The organism is Halapricum salinum (assembly GCF_004799665.1).
Taxonomy (GTDB): domain Archaea; phylum Halobacteriota; class Halobacteria; order Halobacteriales; family Haloarculaceae; genus Halapricum; species Halapricum salinum.
Map to the genome: position 1 here is coordinate 623,555 of NZ_CP031310.1, position 14,427 is coordinate 637,981.

The 14,427-nt window shown below is 64.7% G+C and carries 13 protein-coding genes; 4 read left to right on the forward strand and 9 right to left on the reverse strand.

What is annotated here, in order from left to right; all coding sequences use genetic code 11:
• Positions 1–15: 15 nt before the first annotated feature.
• A complete protein-coding gene (locus tag DV733_RS03030) occupies positions 16–1,461 on the reverse strand; it encodes a single-stranded-DNA-specific exonuclease RecJ (RefSeq protein WP_049993720.1) in 1,446 nt (481 codons plus the stop codon).
• A gap of 219 nt (positions 1,462–1,680) precedes the next feature.
• On the opposite strand from DV733_RS03030, the gene DV733_RS03035 reads away from it, so the two are divergent.
• On the forward strand, positions 1,681–2,304 hold the full coding sequence (locus tag DV733_RS03035; protein ID WP_049993721.1) for a hypothetical protein: 624 nt from the start codon (positions 1,681–1,683) through the stop codon (positions 2,302–2,304).
• Between the two features lie 4 nt (positions 2,305–2,308).
• Here DV733_RS03035 and DV733_RS03040 read toward each other — a convergent pair whose 3' ends face one another.
• On the reverse strand, positions 2,309–5,908 hold the full coding sequence (locus tag DV733_RS03040) for an Eco57I restriction-modification methylase domain-containing protein (protein WP_049993722.1): 3,600 nt from the start codon (positions 5,906–5,908) through the stop codon (positions 2,309–2,311).
• Between the two features lie 100 nt (positions 5,909–6,008).
• Here DV733_RS03040 and DV733_RS17025 point away from each other — a divergent pair, with 100 nt between their 5' ends.
• Entirely contained in the window at positions 6,009–6,170 is a 162-nt protein-coding gene (locus DV733_RS17025; protein ID WP_154019523.1) for a hypothetical protein, read from the forward strand.
• Here the strand turns inward: DV733_RS17025 and hemG are convergent.
• The 6 genes from hemG to DV733_RS03070 all read right to left on the reverse strand — a co-directional run bounded on the left by hemG (position 6,167) and on the right by DV733_RS03070 (position 11,039).
• Positions 6,167–7,432 (reverse strand): protoporphyrinogen oxidase, encoded by a 1,266-nt coding sequence (hemG, locus tag DV733_RS03045; protein ID WP_049993723.1) that lies wholly within the window; start codon positions 7,430–7,432, stop codon positions 6,167–6,169. The two genes, DV733_RS17025 and hemG, sit on opposite strands and share 4 nt — an antisense overlap.
• A gap of 88 nt (positions 7,433–7,520) precedes the next feature.
• Complete coding sequence (locus tag DV733_RS03050) at positions 7,521–7,727, reverse strand: hypothetical protein (RefSeq protein ID WP_049993724.1); 207 nt, start codon at positions 7,725–7,727, stop codon at positions 7,521–7,523.
• A 42-nt stretch (positions 7,728–7,769) separates the two neighbouring features.
• A complete protein-coding gene (locus DV733_RS03055; RefSeq protein WP_049993725.1) occupies positions 7,770–8,525 on the reverse strand; it encodes a uroporphyrinogen-III synthase in 756 nt (251 codons plus the stop codon).
• On the reverse strand, positions 8,518–9,288 hold the full coding sequence (cobA, locus tag DV733_RS03060) for a uroporphyrinogen-III C-methyltransferase (RefSeq protein ID WP_049993726.1): 771 nt from the start codon (positions 9,286–9,288) through the stop codon (positions 8,518–8,520). Before cobA ends, DV733_RS03055 begins: the two co-directional genes overlap by 8 nt.
• On the reverse strand, positions 9,285–10,424 hold the full coding sequence (gene hemC / locus DV733_RS03065; protein WP_049993727.1) for a hydroxymethylbilane synthase: 1,140 nt from the start codon (positions 10,422–10,424) through the stop codon (positions 9,285–9,287). The genes cobA and hemC overlap by 4 nt, the downstream gene beginning before the upstream one ends.
• A 69-nt stretch (positions 10,425–10,493) precedes the next feature.
• A complete protein-coding gene (locus DV733_RS03070; RefSeq protein ID WP_049993728.1) occupies positions 10,494–11,039 on the reverse strand; it encodes a CDP-2,3-bis-(O-geranylgeranyl)-sn-glycerol synthase in 546 nt (181 codons plus the stop codon).
• Between the two features lie 832 nt (positions 11,040–11,871).
• Between DV733_RS03070 and DV733_RS03075 the strand changes: the two genes are divergently transcribed.
• Positions 11,872–12,708 (forward strand): proline dehydrogenase family protein, encoded by an 837-nt coding sequence (locus DV733_RS03075; RefSeq protein WP_049993729.1) that lies wholly within the window; start codon positions 11,872–11,874, stop codon positions 12,706–12,708.
• Between the two features lie 52 nt (positions 12,709–12,760).
• Positions 12,761–13,429 carry a DUF502 domain-containing protein gene (locus tag DV733_RS03080; RefSeq protein WP_049993730.1) on the forward strand — a complete coding sequence of 223 codons (669 nt, stop codon included), beginning with the start codon at positions 12,761–12,763 and terminating at the stop codon, positions 13,427–13,429.
• On the opposite strand, the gene DV733_RS03085 is transcribed toward DV733_RS03080, so the two are convergent.
• Positions 13,420–14,352: a branched-chain amino acid transaminase gene (locus DV733_RS03085; RefSeq protein ID WP_079979413.1), complete on the reverse strand. Its 933-nt coding sequence runs from the start codon at positions 14,350–14,352 to the stop codon at positions 13,420–13,422. The genes DV733_RS03080 and DV733_RS03085 overlap by 10 nt on opposite strands.
• Positions 14,353–14,427 lie beyond the last annotated feature (75 nt).

A 14,427-nucleotide genomic window follows, 5' to 3' on the forward strand; every position in this document is an offset into this window, starting at 1 on the left:
AAGCGAGCAGAGCCTTCAGGAGAGTTGCGCGGCGACGATCGTGTCGGCCTCGTCGAGGAACGCATCCTCACTGCCGGCGGGAATCGTCGCGCCCGCGGCGACGTCGTGACCACCGCCGTCGCCACCGACGGCGCGCGCGGCCTCGCCGACGACGACCGAGAGATCCAGCCCCTTCCCGACGAGGACGCCCGTCCCGCGGGCCGAAACTTTCACCTCCTCGTCGTTCTTGGCCGCGAACGCGACGATCGGCTTCGATCGAGAGACGCCCTCGCTACCCAGCGCCATCCCGGCAACGATGCCGACGATCGTCTCGCGGATCCGGTCACCCGAATCGAAGTACTGGACGTGCTCGCGCTGGGAGACGCCCTGGTCGGTGACCCACTCGATCCCTTCCGAGAGGTTTCGTCTGTGGTTCTGCAGGAGTCTCCGGGCCCGTTCGAGCGGCTCGCCACGCTCGCCCAGACACACAGCCAGCCCCACGTCGGCTCTTTCATATCGCGCTGTAGCGTTTAAGAGCGTCGAGAACTCGCTGGCGTCTCGCAGTTCCGTGCCTTCGGGTTCGGCCGGAAACGTGTACGTCGTGGCGACGAGCCGGTCGATCTTGTTCGCGGGGACGCCACGAGAGACGGCGCGTTTGACGAGTGCGCTCGCGACGGTCTGTTTCTCGCTATCGGTGAGATCGACCCAGCGTCGCCACTCCGAGCCCTCCCTGAGGTCGAGGCCCAGATCCTCCAGAAACGCGATCGCGCCGGATTCGTCGTTGGATATCCCCGGGATATGGACGTCGCTGGCGTATTCGAGAAGCTTCGGAAGCGGGCGCGTCTGTTTGCCGTAGAGCGCGAGATCTCTGGTTTCGGTGACGACGCCCGCCTCGACGCCGTCGGCGACGATTCCCTGGTTCGCGCCGACGAGTTCCCCGCCCGTCGCCTGCATGTCTCCGACGGCACCGACGACGGCGAGTGCGGCGAGGTCACGATTGGACTCTCCGCCGAGTGCGCGCGCGAGGACGTAACTCGCGCCTGCCCCCGAGAGTTCCGACGCGCCGTCGATCCCTTCGAGCAGTGGGTTGAGGTGACACTCGAAGTCGGCGTAGCCGTCGGTATCGCTGACGACGGACGCACAGTCGTCGGGGTCGGCCGGCTGATGGTGGTCGGCGATCACACAGTCAAAGTCACCCGACGCGACGTGCTGACTGATGCTGTCGAGCTGTCCACTGCCGAAGTCAGTAAAGAGGACGGTTTCGTAGTCAGTTGCGGCGATCGAGGCGATTTCCGTGGCGTCGAGTTGCTTCTTGAAGATAACCTCGTGAGCCAGTCCAGCGCGCTCGAGCGCCGTCGAGGCGATCGCCGCACTGGTCAACCCGTCGGCGTCGATGTGGCTCGCGAGCAGGACGCGATCGGCCGCCCGGAGACGGTCCGCAGCGGCCTGTGCGCGCTCGTCGAGTTCCGGTACCGGTCCCATCGTCCCGGGGTTGGGGCGGGATCGGGTTTAAGCCTCCGGACCCATTGATACACTGTATTTCGCGATAGCAAATCGACCAGGTGGAGTCGGGACCCTACGCACTGCGGAACTGGCGTCAAGTGGAGTCTATCGAGGTTCGAACGTCGTCCCCCCACACAGCACAGATTCCGAACCAGTGGATGCGTAGTATTATGGCATTTCACCTGTATCTTTCAGAGAGTGCCAAGTAAGAAACTAGCCAAAGAGGACGCCACAGAGGTGCTCTTCGTCAAGGAAGCGCTGGGAGACGATCCCACCTACGGCGTGAACGTCGAGCGGGTGTTGAACCATCCAGAGATGGGGTGGGTCGTATTCGAATTTCTGAAGTTGGGAGGGCCGTTCACCGATCCGCCGTACAAGTGGCGCGATCGCCTCGCTGTTCACGAGAGCCATCCGAACAACTACTGGCACAGAAACGGTCGGAAGTTCGTCTCACTCTGGCAGCTGACCCAGGCACTCGACGGCGTGCTGTTTCTCGTGAACTACTCGGTCAGGGAAACCGAGACCGAAGCGGAGGTTCCAGACGGCTGTGTTCCCCAGCCATACGTGCGGATTCCGCCCGGAGCCGACGACGAAGAACAGGTGTACTATTACATCGACAAAGACAAAGGTGCACACGTGATGGCAGTCGACGACGTCGACCTCGATGCCGACTTCGATCGGGCGACCGCAAGTCCGATCGATACCCACCCCCTTCCCCGATCGAAGGGTGGGATGGACTGGGAGACGTTCAGTGAGTGGTTCAGGAAGATCAACCGCGAAAGTCGGAGTGACCCCCGGACGCTGTGGCGTCCGGACGAGTGACTGGTCAGAGGATGTCCTCGACGACCGCGACTTCGTGGGCGTTCGAAATCTGTGCAGTGTTCCACTGAGCGACGGTTTCGACCGTCGAGTTCACGATTGCTTCGATGTCGTCCCAGTACTGTTCTGGAGTGCCCTCCGCAGTGGCGAATCGTTCGGTGTAGAATCGTTCGAACAACGCTCGAACAGTCGGAACGTCCGTACCGTCGAGGGTGTCACACCAGCGCTCGGCTGCCTCCGTGTGAATATTCAGATACAGTGCGCTGAGGATCGCGTTCAGGCCAGTCTGGAGGGTCTGCACCTGTTCGGAGAGCGCGCGATCGGAATCGAAGTCGAGCTGTCTGGCCAGTGTGAGCGTCCACGCGAGCCGTGCCACTGCGGTTTCGGCGGGAGCGGACACCTCGGGGATCGGAATCGGTTTCGAGTATTGTCCGTCCATCACTCGTGCGCTCTCGGTCGTCTCCGAGAAGATCGCTTTCTGCAGGTAGTACGACGCACACGGATGATTGAGAGCCGCGTACACGAACGCGATTTCCTCGGGACGACTGTCTTCGAGCGGGACGTTGACGAGCTTCTCCGTCCCGACCACCTCACCGTTTGGGTCGAGCCACGCCCGGAGTCGGGTGCCCCGGAGTACCTTCAACATGACGCGCGGGACGGCGTATTCGGTGACGGACTCCCGGTAGTCGCTGAGGTCTCTGTGCCAGATGTCCTCCAGGTAGAACTCCTGGACCCAGGGGTTCTTGTTGATGTAGTGGTCGTCTCCGTCGTCCAGCTGCTGCTTGTTGCTGTCGGGGATGTACAACTGTCTCGTGGTATCTCCGGTCGACATCACGTCGCCGAGACGACGGCCGTGAGCGCGCAGGCGTTCCAGCACGTCGCTCTGGTCGTCGGTGATCGGTCGGAAGATGATCGTGTTCGAGTCCAGCATGAACGCCTGATCGACCCACCCGAGGTGGACTGGCTGGTTCGCGGTCGTGTTCCGAAGATCGCTACTCCGATGCACTGTCGGGGAACTCGACCGGCCGTCACTGCCGAGGGTGTGGACGAGCGCGATGGTTTCGAGATTGACACCGACGAACCCGAGACCGACGTCGAAGACGTGCGTGAGTTCGGTTTCTTCCAGCAGTCGCGCTCGGATGTCCGACCACGAGCTGTAGAAGGCGATGCTCTTGGTGACGATGTACGAGACGACACCGTCGTCGTGAACGAGATCGAGGGCCCGTTCGTAGAACCACTCACAGGAGTCACTGGTCCCCTGGCACTCGTAGTTGGCCGCGTTGTTCAACAGGGGTTCGGCTTCGGGACGCAGTGACGCCCCGTAGGGAGGGTTGCTGATGACGACGTCGAACCCGCCGTTCTCGAGGAAGACGAGCGGGAATTCCAGCGGCCAGTGACACGCGTCCAGGTTCTCTTCTCGGAAGTCCCAGCCGGCGTACTCGCGTTCGACGAGAACACGCCAGTCGTCAGGGTCCGAGAAGTGCTCACGAAGGGTGTCGAAGATCGACCCGACACCGTGCTCGTCGAGTGTCGGGCTGTCCAATCGCGCCTTGTACGTGTAGGTGGTGAACCCGCGGCCGTCGAGATAGTCGTCGATCGGGTCGGGAATCCCGCCAGGAATTTCGACGCTGAGCGTCGTCGAAGACCGCGGCGTTACGTGCAGGCTCTCCCAGGCCGCATCGGCGGTCTCGACGGAGTCGGGGATCGTGAGCGGGCTGTCGTCCGAATCGCGCTGCGTGTTGGCGTAGCGCTCGTCGAGCGTCTCTTTCAAGCTCTCGTACCGGCGGTCGAGGTCTCGCTGTGTCTCTCTGGGAGAGCCGCTGGCGTCGCGTTGCGCTCGAACGTCCTCGCCGTACTGGCGGAGTCGACTCTCTATGGCGGAAGATTCCAGGGCGTGTTGCTGGCCAATCTCGGTGAGTCCGAGGAGACTGTCGCCGGTCCGGATGTTGAACGTGACGTCCGGGAGCGGTGGAATCTCCGCACGGTCGGTGACGGGTGCGCCGTCGGCCGTGTCGACTGACGTCGCGCTGAGCACCCATAGCCACAGCCGAAGCTTGCAGATCTCCGTCGCGCCCTCCAGAATGTCGACGCCGAAGACGTTCCGGGTGACGATCTGTCGACGGAGGACAGACGCGTCCGTCTCGGGCCGGCACATCGAGCGCCACTCGAACAGCGTGTTCGCCACCGCGAGCGCGAACGAGCCACTCCCGACTGCGGGATCACACACGCGCAACTGTCGGAGCTTCGAATCCAGGTACTCCAGGACGGCTGGAGACGAACTGTACGCCTCGTAGAGGACGTCGAATCCGTCCTGCTGCTCGGATTCGACCGCTTCGTGTCGATCCTCGCCGGGCCGGTAGAGATCCGCGGGGTCGAGCGCTGCCGGGGCGGTGCCGTCGTCGAGGTCGTCGTCTATCTTCTCACGAAGTCCTTCCCACAGCGCACGGCGAGCCTTGAAGTCGGTGATGTCGTCGCCGGTGTAGTACGCGCCGACGTCGCTGTTGCCCTCCGAGAGGAGGTCATCTCGCTCCGAGGCGTCCAGATCGCCGAGGGTGACGTCCTCGCCGATCTTACTCACCGAGATCACGAACTTTTCGAAGATGTATCCCAGGACGGCAGGGGTGAGGGTCCCAGCCGTCTCAGCGTCGTCTTCGTCCACCTGTTCGAGCCCGTCCAGACGCCAGTCGTACTCGTTGAGTTTGCTGACGAGCGCGCCCCAGTCGAACCCCTCGACGAGGAGGGCCTGGTCCTCAGAGACGACCGTCCCATCCGTCGTGGTGAGAGCAGCAGGCTGGAAGAGCCCGCCGTCGAGGTACGGGACGTGGAGGCGGGAGGTGTCGGTCAACGGGACGTCGTCGGCGTTGCGGTCGGTCAACCGCTCGAAGAAGACGGTCCGAAGCAGCGCCCAGACGTCCTCGTGTTCGCTCACGAGCGTCTCGAAGATACTGTCCGTTCGCTCGGGGACCATCTCACCGGCGTCGTCGACGGGGACGACGACACCACGATCGACGAGGAAGTAGAGGAAGACGAGACGGTCGATGATCCGCTGGGCAGCCAGCAGTGCCTCTCGCTCGCCGAGTTCGTCGCCGGTCGTCGTCGTGAGCGCGTCCGCGAGGTGTGACCGGTGATCCCAAAGTTCCCGGTAGAACCGGTCGACGACCGCCGAGTAGTCGAAGAGGGCGTCGATGTCATCGGGGACACGGTCCAGCTTTTCGAGTTTGCGCTGGGCCGTCGCCCCCGTGTGAACCGCGGGCGTGTAGCTGAACTGGAAGTTGCCGCGGGAGGCACGAAAGACTCGGACACGACGGGTCTCCGGGTCGGAGAACCAGACGTATTGCAGACGAGTGTGTCGCTTCAGTCGACGGACGATCGTCGCCGGCATATCCTGCGGAACGTCCGCCATCGGGAGTTCGAAGTACGCGATTCGAACGGGGCCACGACTACTGCGGCGGTACTCGACATCGTAGTCGGAGCCGTACGATACCGTATCCGAAGACGGGTCGTCGAAATAGCCGGCGTCGACGAGAAACTCATAGTTATAGCCGTCGGTGGCGGCTTCCGTTGGCGTCGCGTCCAGCGTGTTCGGATCGTTCGTGGCGTCAGTCATCGGTAGTCGGGAAGCGCCGCCAGTCCACTAGCAGCGGGCTTGGAGTCTCTTTCTCCGACGCTCGATTAATCGTTTCCCATTCCGGAGAGTGATCACGACCATGGCACCCGACCAGGCCGCCGGCGACGGCAGTTCCGGGCGTGTGCTCCTGCTCGTCGTCGTGGCCGTGCTGGCAGTCGCAATCACGGCCGTCGCGCTGTGGCTCCGCGCGAGAGAAGATTCGGAAGACGAAAGAGACGACGGCGAGTCGAACGACGACTAGGCGTCCAGCACGGCCTCGGCCGTCCGCTGGGCGTCCCGAAGACGGCCCGGAATGCCGGCCCGTTCGGCGAAGGTGGCACACACGTGGACGCCCTCGGGGAATGACGTGCGCTCCAGTGCGTCCCAGGTTCGATCGTAGGCCGGCATCCCGGGGTCCCAGCGTGCGACGTGCAGCGGTTCTGCAGAGACCTCGGTGATCGCCTCGAACTCACGGGCGGCCAGCTCACCCAGTGGTTCGTCGCTCTCCGCGACGATCTCGGGCGAGCGCGACCCGCCGAGATAGGAAGTGAAGACGCCCTCCCTGTCGAGCATGCTGGCGTTCCAGGTCATCCCCAGTGTCTCGTAACCCTCGCTGTCGAGGATCTGACAGCCGTGGCCCTCGCGGTCGTACGCGGATTCGAGGTGCACTACCGCCAGGGGGTTGTACGTGAGATCACCGATGACGTCGGCGAGGCGGCTGTCGAGTGGGTCGAGGATGTCGGCGGTGACCGGTGCGGGTGTGGTCACGACGACCCGATCGACCGCGGTGGTCCCGTCGCTTGTCTCGATCTCGAACCCATCGCCGTCCTCGCGGACGGCTTCGACGGGCGTCTCGAAGTGGATCGAGTCGCTGTAGCGCTCGGCGATGGCTTCGGGGAGGATCTGGAGGCCGTCCTCGAAGGAGACGATCGGCGGCACGTCGATTCCGTCGATCAGCTTGCGAGCGATCGCCAGCAGGATCGAGCGATCGATCCCGTGGCGGTCCAGTGCCTTCCCGACGGAGTGGCGGACCAGCATCTTGTCGGCGTTCGCGCCGTAGAGGCCGGTGTAGAGCGGGCAAAACAGCGTTCGAGCAGCCTCCTCGCCGAACTTCCGCGAGAACAGCGACTCGACGCTCTCGTCAGCCTGAGCCGGCGCAGTGAGGGGTTCGGCCAGGAGCCGGGCCTTGCCGCGCCAGGAGATGAGATCGGTCGTGATCGCCTCGCGTATGGAGAGGGGAGCGACCCGTAATTTCCCGTCGCGCAGGATGTAGAGTGGCTGGTCGTCGTGGCCCTCGAAGCGCTGCCTGCGGAGGTCGAACTCGTCGATCCAGTCCTCGATGAGTTTCGACCCGCGCAGGCGCTGCGGGCCGAGTTCGAGGAGGTGTCCGTCGACCTGACAGCTCTGCATGACGCCGCCCGGCTCTCCCGTGGCCTCGAAGGTCTCGACGCCCGCGCCGCGCTCGCGGAGTTCGTGTGTCGTTGCCAGTCCCGAGATGCCCGCGCCGATTACACCGACGTTCATGGATTGAGGGGGTGCGCGGTCGGTCGCCGACCGCGTCGTTGGTCCCCGGGAGTTCGGGGCCGACGCTTATTCGTGTGTCGAGACGCGCTCACGAGGACCGCCTGCTGTACCAGTCGTACCCGACCAGCAGCAGGACGATGGCGGCGACGCCGGTGGTGTACCAGGCCTCGACTGGTGGCGCCCCGATCTGGGTCACCAGCAGCGCCACGAGGACGGCGAAGACGGCGACGGCGAGCGCGGCCACGGCGACGGGCGAGTCACGGACCCGCTCGATGTGGCCGGTCGAAGTGGGCATACAGTGACTCGAGCCCGGATCAGCAAAAGCAGTGGGACGGATTCAATCGTGAAAGGTCGGCGAAGCTTGCTCGACGGCCGCACAGGCCAGTTCCTCGAAGTCCGCATTCTCGGGAACGACGTCGACGTCGATGCCGTGGCTCGCGGCCGTCTCGCGGGTCGGAGCGCCGATCGTTCCCACGACGGCCTCGTTCAGGCCGGCGACGGCTGCCTCCCGAACCCCCCGTTCGGCCGCGGCCTCGAGGAAGTGCTCAACGGTGAGCGATGACGTGAACAGTGCGACGTCCAGGTCGCCCGCGGCCGCGAGGGCGGCCGACTCGCCGGCCCCCTCGGGACGGACCAGACGATAGAGCACTGTCTCGTGGACATAGGCGCCGGCGTCGAACAACCCCTCGATCAATACGGTGCTGCCGTGGTCGCTACGGGCGACTTCGACGAGTTGTCCGTCGACCCTGCCGTCGAGAGCCGCGACCAGCCCCGCAGAGGTGTAGGTCTCGGGGACGATGTCGACGGTGTAGCCGGCCGCTCGGAGTGCGGCGGCCGTCGACTCGCCGATGGCACAGACGGTCGACTCGCCGGGCGTCCACCCCGAATCGGCGACGAGTTCGACGCCGGTCTTGCTCGTGAAGACGACGAAGTCGGCATCATCTCGGGGGGAAGCGTCGGCGGGCCGGACTTCGAGCATCGGGTCGGCGACGGGTGTCGCGCCCAGTGAGTCGAGCAGTTCGACAGCGTCTTCGAGTCGGTCGTCGTCCGGTCGAAATACCGCAACGCGGAGTCGTGGATCTGGGTCAGTCATCGTTTCCCTCCAGGGAATTGCGTACGTCTTCGCGGATACCCGCGACCCCGCCGATGATCGTCAGCGCAGGTGGAGTGATCCCCACCTCGTCGCGGGCCTCGACGATCGTTTCGAGTGTGCCAGTGGCGACCTGCTGGTCGGGCCAGGTCGCACGTTCGACCATCGCCACCGGCGTCTCGGGGTCCATCCCGGCGTCGATCAGCGCCTGGGTGTACTGTGGGAGACGGGTGACACCCATCAGGACGACGATGGTACCGCCGGCCGCTGCGAGTGTCTCCCAGTCGACCGCTGACTCGTCTTTCGTGGGGTCTTCGTGGCCAGTGACGATCGTCACGCTGGAAGCGTAGTCGCGGTGGGTGATCGGGATGCCAGCGACCCCGGGGCCGGCGATGGCCGAAGTCATCCCGGGGACGATCTCGAAGGGGATGCCGTGCTCGGCGAGGTAGGTCATCTCCTCGCCACCGCGGGCGAAGACGGTGGGATCGCCGCCCTTGAGTCGGACGACAGTCTTGCCCTCGCGGGCGTGTTCGACCATCGCGAGGTTGATCGCCGACTGGGGCGTGCGCTCGCCGTGGGCGCGCTTTCCAACGTCGACGCGGGCGTGCTCTGGAATGAGCGCGATGATGTTCGGACCCGGGAGCTTGTCGTGGAGGACGACGTCGGCCTCACGGAGCAGGCGGCGCGCCTTCACCGTGAGGTACTCGGGATCGCCGGGACCGCTCCCGACGAGGTAGACTTTGCCTCGCTCACCGGCGTCGCTCATTCCTCGTCTGCCTCCCCGCCGCGGGCCGCAGTGTCCGTCTCCTCGGCTTCTCGGGTGGCCTGTTCGATCAACTCGGCCGCGCCCTCTTCGCGGAGGTCGTCGGCGAACTCGCGGGCTGCTTTCGGATGGCGATGGGCCGGCAGGTCCCTGGTCGCCGCGACCTCCTCGCTGCCATCCTGGCTCAAGACCCGAGCCGTCACACGGACGACACTCCCCTGAAGGGTCGCGTGGACGCCGATGGGCGCGATACAGCCACCGCCCAGCGTCGCCAGAACCGTGCGCTCGACTGTAGTCGCGACTCTGGTCGGCGGGTGATCGATGGCGTCGTTGATCTCCTCGGCCGTCTCGCCGTCGAGTGCGGTGACTGCGAGTGCGCCCTGCCCAGGCGCGGGGACGAACCGCTCGGGATCGAGTTCCGTGGCATGGACGTGGTGGCGAAGGCCGATCCGGTCGAGGCCCGCCGCGGCGAGGACGATGGCGTCGTACGCGACGTCGACATCGCGTTCGAGCGCGAGCCGTTCGATCTCCGCGAGGTCGTCGAACCACTCCTCGACCGTGCGGTCGTAGGGGAACTCGTAGTCCTCGTCGTCGACCTTTTCTTTACCTTCCTTGTCGGCGTCGCTCCGGTCCTCGTGTTCGCGCTGGAGCCCCGGCGCGAGCAATTTCTGGAGTCGCGTGTCGACGTTGCCCCGGAGCGGTTCGATATCGAGGTCGGGCCGTTCGGCCTGCAGTTGTGCGCCGCGGCGCAGGCTGGACGTCCCGACGACTGCGCCTTCGGGGAGTTCGTCGAGGGTCTTGCCGTCGGGCGTCACCAGCAGGTCGCCCGCGTCGGCGCGGCCGGGGACGCCCGCGACGACGAGTTCTTCGGGCATCTCGGTCGGCATGTCCTTCATCGAGTGGACGGCCGCGTCGACCTCGCCGTCCATGACTTTCTGGTCGAGACTGCGGACGAACGCGCCGGTCTTGCCGAGGCGGTGGATCAGTTCGTCCCGGACCTGGTCGCCCGTGGTCTCGACTTCCACGAGTTCGACCGAGCGGCGTCTGGTTTCGAGTGTCTCTTTGACCGCGTAGGCCTGCCGGAGAGCGAGATCGGAGCCGCGAGTCGCGAGTCGAAGTGTCCTGCCGCGAGAGGTCATTGCATGGGTGTCCGCGGCCAGGAGTGAAAAGCCCACCAGTTCGCGATTTTCGACGGCCGCTTCGATCGACTACCAGGGTTCGTCTTTGAGCCCGAGTCTGTACGCGATCACGTTCGTCCCGACGTGCAAAATCGGGGTCACCACGATCACGACGACCAGCACCGGGATTGTGAACGTCTCGCCGAACCAGCCCGGGACGGCGAGGGCAGTCGGGAGGAGGGCGCCGACGACGAAATCCAACTGGTCGAGTCCCGGGAAGGCCGCACCGCGCTCACGGCCCGACCGGCGCTTGAGAAACGAGGCCGTGATGTCTCCCAACATTGCCCCACCAGCCAGCGTGATCGCGGCGACGATCGGGAACTCGGGAATCGCGAAGCCGAGGGTGTCGGCTGCGCTGGGCTGGATCGCGTTGAGGCCGAGGGCGAGGGCGACGCCCGTGAGGGTGCCGCCGAGGGTCCCGCGCCAGGTCTTGCCGTCACCGAGGAGACGGCGGTCGCCCCAGGTTCGGCCGGCGTCGATCGGTCGGCCGCCGCCGAAGAGGACGGCGGCGTTGTTCGGGACGTAGGCGGGCAACATCGCCCAGAACGCGACGACGACTGTCTCGATAGGCTCCATCTAGCACGTTCGTTGGCGGGGGTCGACTTAATCGGCCGGGGTTTCAGGTGCGTCTCTGGAAGATGGTCGCTATGCAACAACGCCGCCGTCATCAACAACGTCTCGAAAGCCCTCTCCACGCTCGCTAGGAGTCGGAGACCATCCCGCCGCTACTTCTTCGAAAGCCCTCACCACGTTCGCTAGGAGTCGGAGACCATCCCGCCGCTACTTCTTCGAAAGCCCTCACCACGTTCGCGGTCGCTGAGCGACATATCCTCGCTCCCTGCGGTCGCTTCGGATAGGGGCCGCTCAGACGACTCCACTCGCTCACGGGTCGCTTCGCTCCCCGTTCGCGTTGTCGAGACGTTCCCTTGGGTCACGTCTCGCTTTCGTCGCGACTAGTGAGAGAGCAAAGCTCTCTCAGACCATTCGAGCGGGCCGGCGGCCCGCTCGAAGACGTGCTTCGCCCTTTCATTCCTCCAGGGACTGCACCACAACAGCAGTCTTGTGGCCGGGAACGAGTGTCGCGCGCAGAACTGCGCGCGGCCGAGTGACCCGGGGAAGGGCAGGCCTGCTGTGCGGTCGCAGTGCGGTAGTAGCCTGGTGGACTGAAAGGGCGAGACTCGCCTCGGGCCGGAGTGGAGTCGCTAAGCGGGCTCTATTCGAGTGAACGAAGTGAACGAGAATATCCCGCTTAGCGGCCCCGAGCGAGTCGAGGGCTTTCCATGCTTGGTAACGCTGCAGTCACCGGTTCCTAGTCAGCGAGTCGGGGGCTTTCCAAACTCGTCGTCTCCACCAGCCGGACACGATTCTAGTGAGTATCCCTATACGGAAGCGGCCCCAAGGGCGAGTCATGATACCGCCACTCGCGCGGCGGTTCGTCGCGGGCGAGACGGAAGCGACGGCCCTCGAACACGCCCGACAGTTGAACCAGCGAGACGTCGGCGCGATACTGAATCTCCTGGGCGAACACTACCACTCCAGACCGCCGGCAGACAGAGACACTGACACCTACTGCCGGCTCGTCGAGGACATCGGGAACACGAATCTGGAGGCCTGTATCTCGGTCAAACCCTCGCAACTGGGCCTCGATATCGAGGCAGGCGTCTTCCGGGCGAACCTCGAACGGATCGTCGAGACAGCAGCGAGTGAGGGCGTCTTCGTCTGGATCGACATGGAGGATCACACGACGACCGACGTGACCCTCGATGCGTTCGAGACACTGGCCCGCGAGTCCGACGCTGGCGTCGGCGTCTGCGTGCAGGCCAACCTCGAACGCACCCCGAAAGACCTGGAAGTGCTGGCGACTGTCCCCGGAAAAGTCCGACTGGTCAAGGGCGCGTACGACCCGCCCGAAGGCGTCGGCTTCACCGAGAAATCCCGGGTCGACGAGGCCTATCGGTCGTGTCTGGAGACGATGTTCGAGACCTTCGAGGAGGGGATCGCCGTCGGGAGTCACGATCCGGCGATGATCGACTACGCCGCCGAGTTGCACGCGGAGTACGGCACGCCCTACGAGGTCCAAATGTTGATGGGCGTGCGCGAGGACGCCCAGACCGATCTCGCCCGCGAGCGGGCGGTCTGGCAGTACGTCCCCTACGGCGGGAAGTGGCTGTCGTACTTCTACCGGCGAGTGCGCGAGCGAAAGGAGAATGCACTGTTCGCGGCGCGAGCGCTCCTCTCGGGATGATCCCGGTGCGAAGAAACAAGGCTCATTACTGGTCCGCGAGAGGGGTCAGGTAATGTCGGCGACTTGGAAGCGTGATTTCGCGAGCGGACTGGTGATCCTGGTCCCGATCATCGTCACGCTCTACATCATCGCGTACCTCTACGGCGTCATCGCGTCGACGCCGTTTCTGGTCCTCATCGACGCGGCGCTACTCGAACAGTTCCTCCCGGCCGGCCTCGTCACGCCCCGGACGGTCACGTTCACGCGGGTATTGCTGACCGTCTTCGTGTTCATCCTGATGGTGTTCTCGGTGGGCTATCTCATGCGGACCGCGATCGGAACCCTCGTCGAGGCCGGGATCGACGATCTGATGAATAGATTACCCGGTCTTCGAGTCGTCTACAACGCCTCGAAGATGGCCGTCGAGACGGCTCTCGGCGGGACAGACGAACTCCAGGAGCCGGTGAAAATCGAGACCTGGGACGGCCTGCGGATGACCGCGTTCAAGACCGGGCAGCGCGCCGCAGACGGCCGCGAGTTGCTCTTTCTACCCACAGCGCCGAACATCACGACCGGATTCGTCATCGAGGTCGAACCCGACCAGTACGAAGAGACCGACGAGACCGTCGAGGACGCCCTGACGCGGATCCTCAGCGCCGGCTTCGGCGAAGCCAACGACAAGGAAGTCTCCCTGGAGATGCTGGCCGGCAAAAGCGACGACGACAGCGGCGATCAGACGTAGTCGAACCAGCGTTCGGGCTCGCCTTCCTCGACGACCTCGAAGAAGCGCGTCTGAATCTCGTCGGTGATCGGGCCCTTCGTGCCCTTGCCGATCTCGTTGTCGTCGACAGTTCGGATCGGTGTGACCTCCGCCGCCGTGCCCGTGAAGAACAGTTCGTCGGCGGTATAGAGTTCGCCACGGGAGATGGTGGCGTCGTCGTGAACGGTGTATCCCATGTCTCGGGCGAGTTCGATCACGGTACGGCGGGTGATCCCGTCGAGGATCGATTCCGCGAGTCCAGTCGTGTAGATCTCGCCGTCCCGGACGAGAAAGAGGTTCTCGCCGGGGCCCTCGGCGACGTTGCCCTCCTTGTTGAGGACGATCGCCTCCTCGTAGCCGTTGCCCTTGGCTTCCAGGCTGGCGAGGACGCTGTTGACGTACGTCCCCGTCGTCTTGGCGTTGGTCGGGATCTGACTGGAGGCGTACTTTCGCCACGAAGAGATGGCGGTGTCGACGCCCTCTTCGAGCGCTTCCTCGCCCAGATACGCGCCCCACGGCCAGACCGCAATGGCGACCTGCTCGGGGGATTTCCCGGGATTGAGCCCGAGCGGACCGTATCCGTAGAATGCGATCGGGCGGATGTAACACGATTGCAGCCCCTCACGGTCGATCAGTTCGCGCGTCGCCTCGTCGAGTTCGCGTTTCGAGAAGGGGATGTCGATGTCGTAGACCTCCGCGGAGTTGAACAGGCGATCGAGGTGTTCCTCCCAGCGGAAGATCGCCGGCCCCTCGGCGGTGTCGTAACAGCGGACGCCCTCGAAGACGCCAGTCCCGTAGTGCAGCGCGTGGGTCAGGACGTGGACCTGCGCGTCCTCGAAGTCGACGAACTCGCCGTCCATCCAGATCTCCTCGACGCCCTCGAACATCTCGGGTCGGTCTGTCATCGATTGACCCCCCGACTGTACGCTCCAAGCGATGTCGTCTCGCCGTGCATACTCTCCCCAAAGAGGGGGACCGTT

Coding starts and splice junctions, on each gene's coding strand:
- DV733_RS03030 (WP_049993720.1), bottom strand. CDS start 1,461: ATGGGACCGGTACCGGAACTCGACGAGCGCGCACAGGCCGCTGCGGAC.
- DV733_RS03040 (WP_049993722.1), bottom strand. CDS start 5,908: ATGACTGACGCCACGAACGATCCGAACACGCTGGACGCGACGCCAACG.
- DV733_RS17025 (WP_154019523.1), top strand. CDS start 6,009: ATGGCACCCGACCAGGCCGCCGGCGACGGCAGTTCCGGGCGTGTGCTC.
- hemG (WP_049993723.1), bottom strand. CDS start 7,432: ATGAACGTCGGTGTAATCGGCGCGGGCATCTCGGGACTGGCAACGACA.
- DV733_RS03050 (WP_049993724.1), bottom strand. CDS start 7,727: ATGCCCACTTCGACCGGCCACATCGAGCGGGTCCGTGACTCGCCCGTC.
- DV733_RS03055 (WP_049993725.1), bottom strand. CDS start 8,525: ATGACTGACCCAGATCCACGACTCCGCGTTGCGGTATTTCGACCGGAC.
- cobA (WP_049993726.1), bottom strand. CDS start 9,288: ATGAGCGACGCCGGTGAGCGAGGCAAAGTCTACCTCGTCGGGAGCGGT.
- hemC (WP_049993727.1), bottom strand. CDS start 10,424: ATGACCTCTCGCGGCAGGACACTTCGACTCGCGACTCGCGGCTCCGAT.
- DV733_RS03070 (WP_049993728.1), bottom strand. CDS start 11,039: ATGGAGCCTATCGAGACAGTCGTCGTCGCGTTCTGGGCGATGTTGCCC.
- DV733_RS03075 (WP_049993729.1), top strand. CDS start 11,872: ATGATACCGCCACTCGCGCGGCGGTTCGTCGCGGGCGAGACGGAAGCG.
- DV733_RS03080 (WP_049993730.1), top strand. CDS start 12,761: ATGTCGGCGACTTGGAAGCGTGATTTCGCGAGCGGACTGGTGATCCTG.
- DV733_RS03085 (WP_079979413.1), bottom strand. CDS start 14,352: ATGACAGACCGACCCGAGATGTTCGAGGGCGTCGAGGAGATCTGGATG.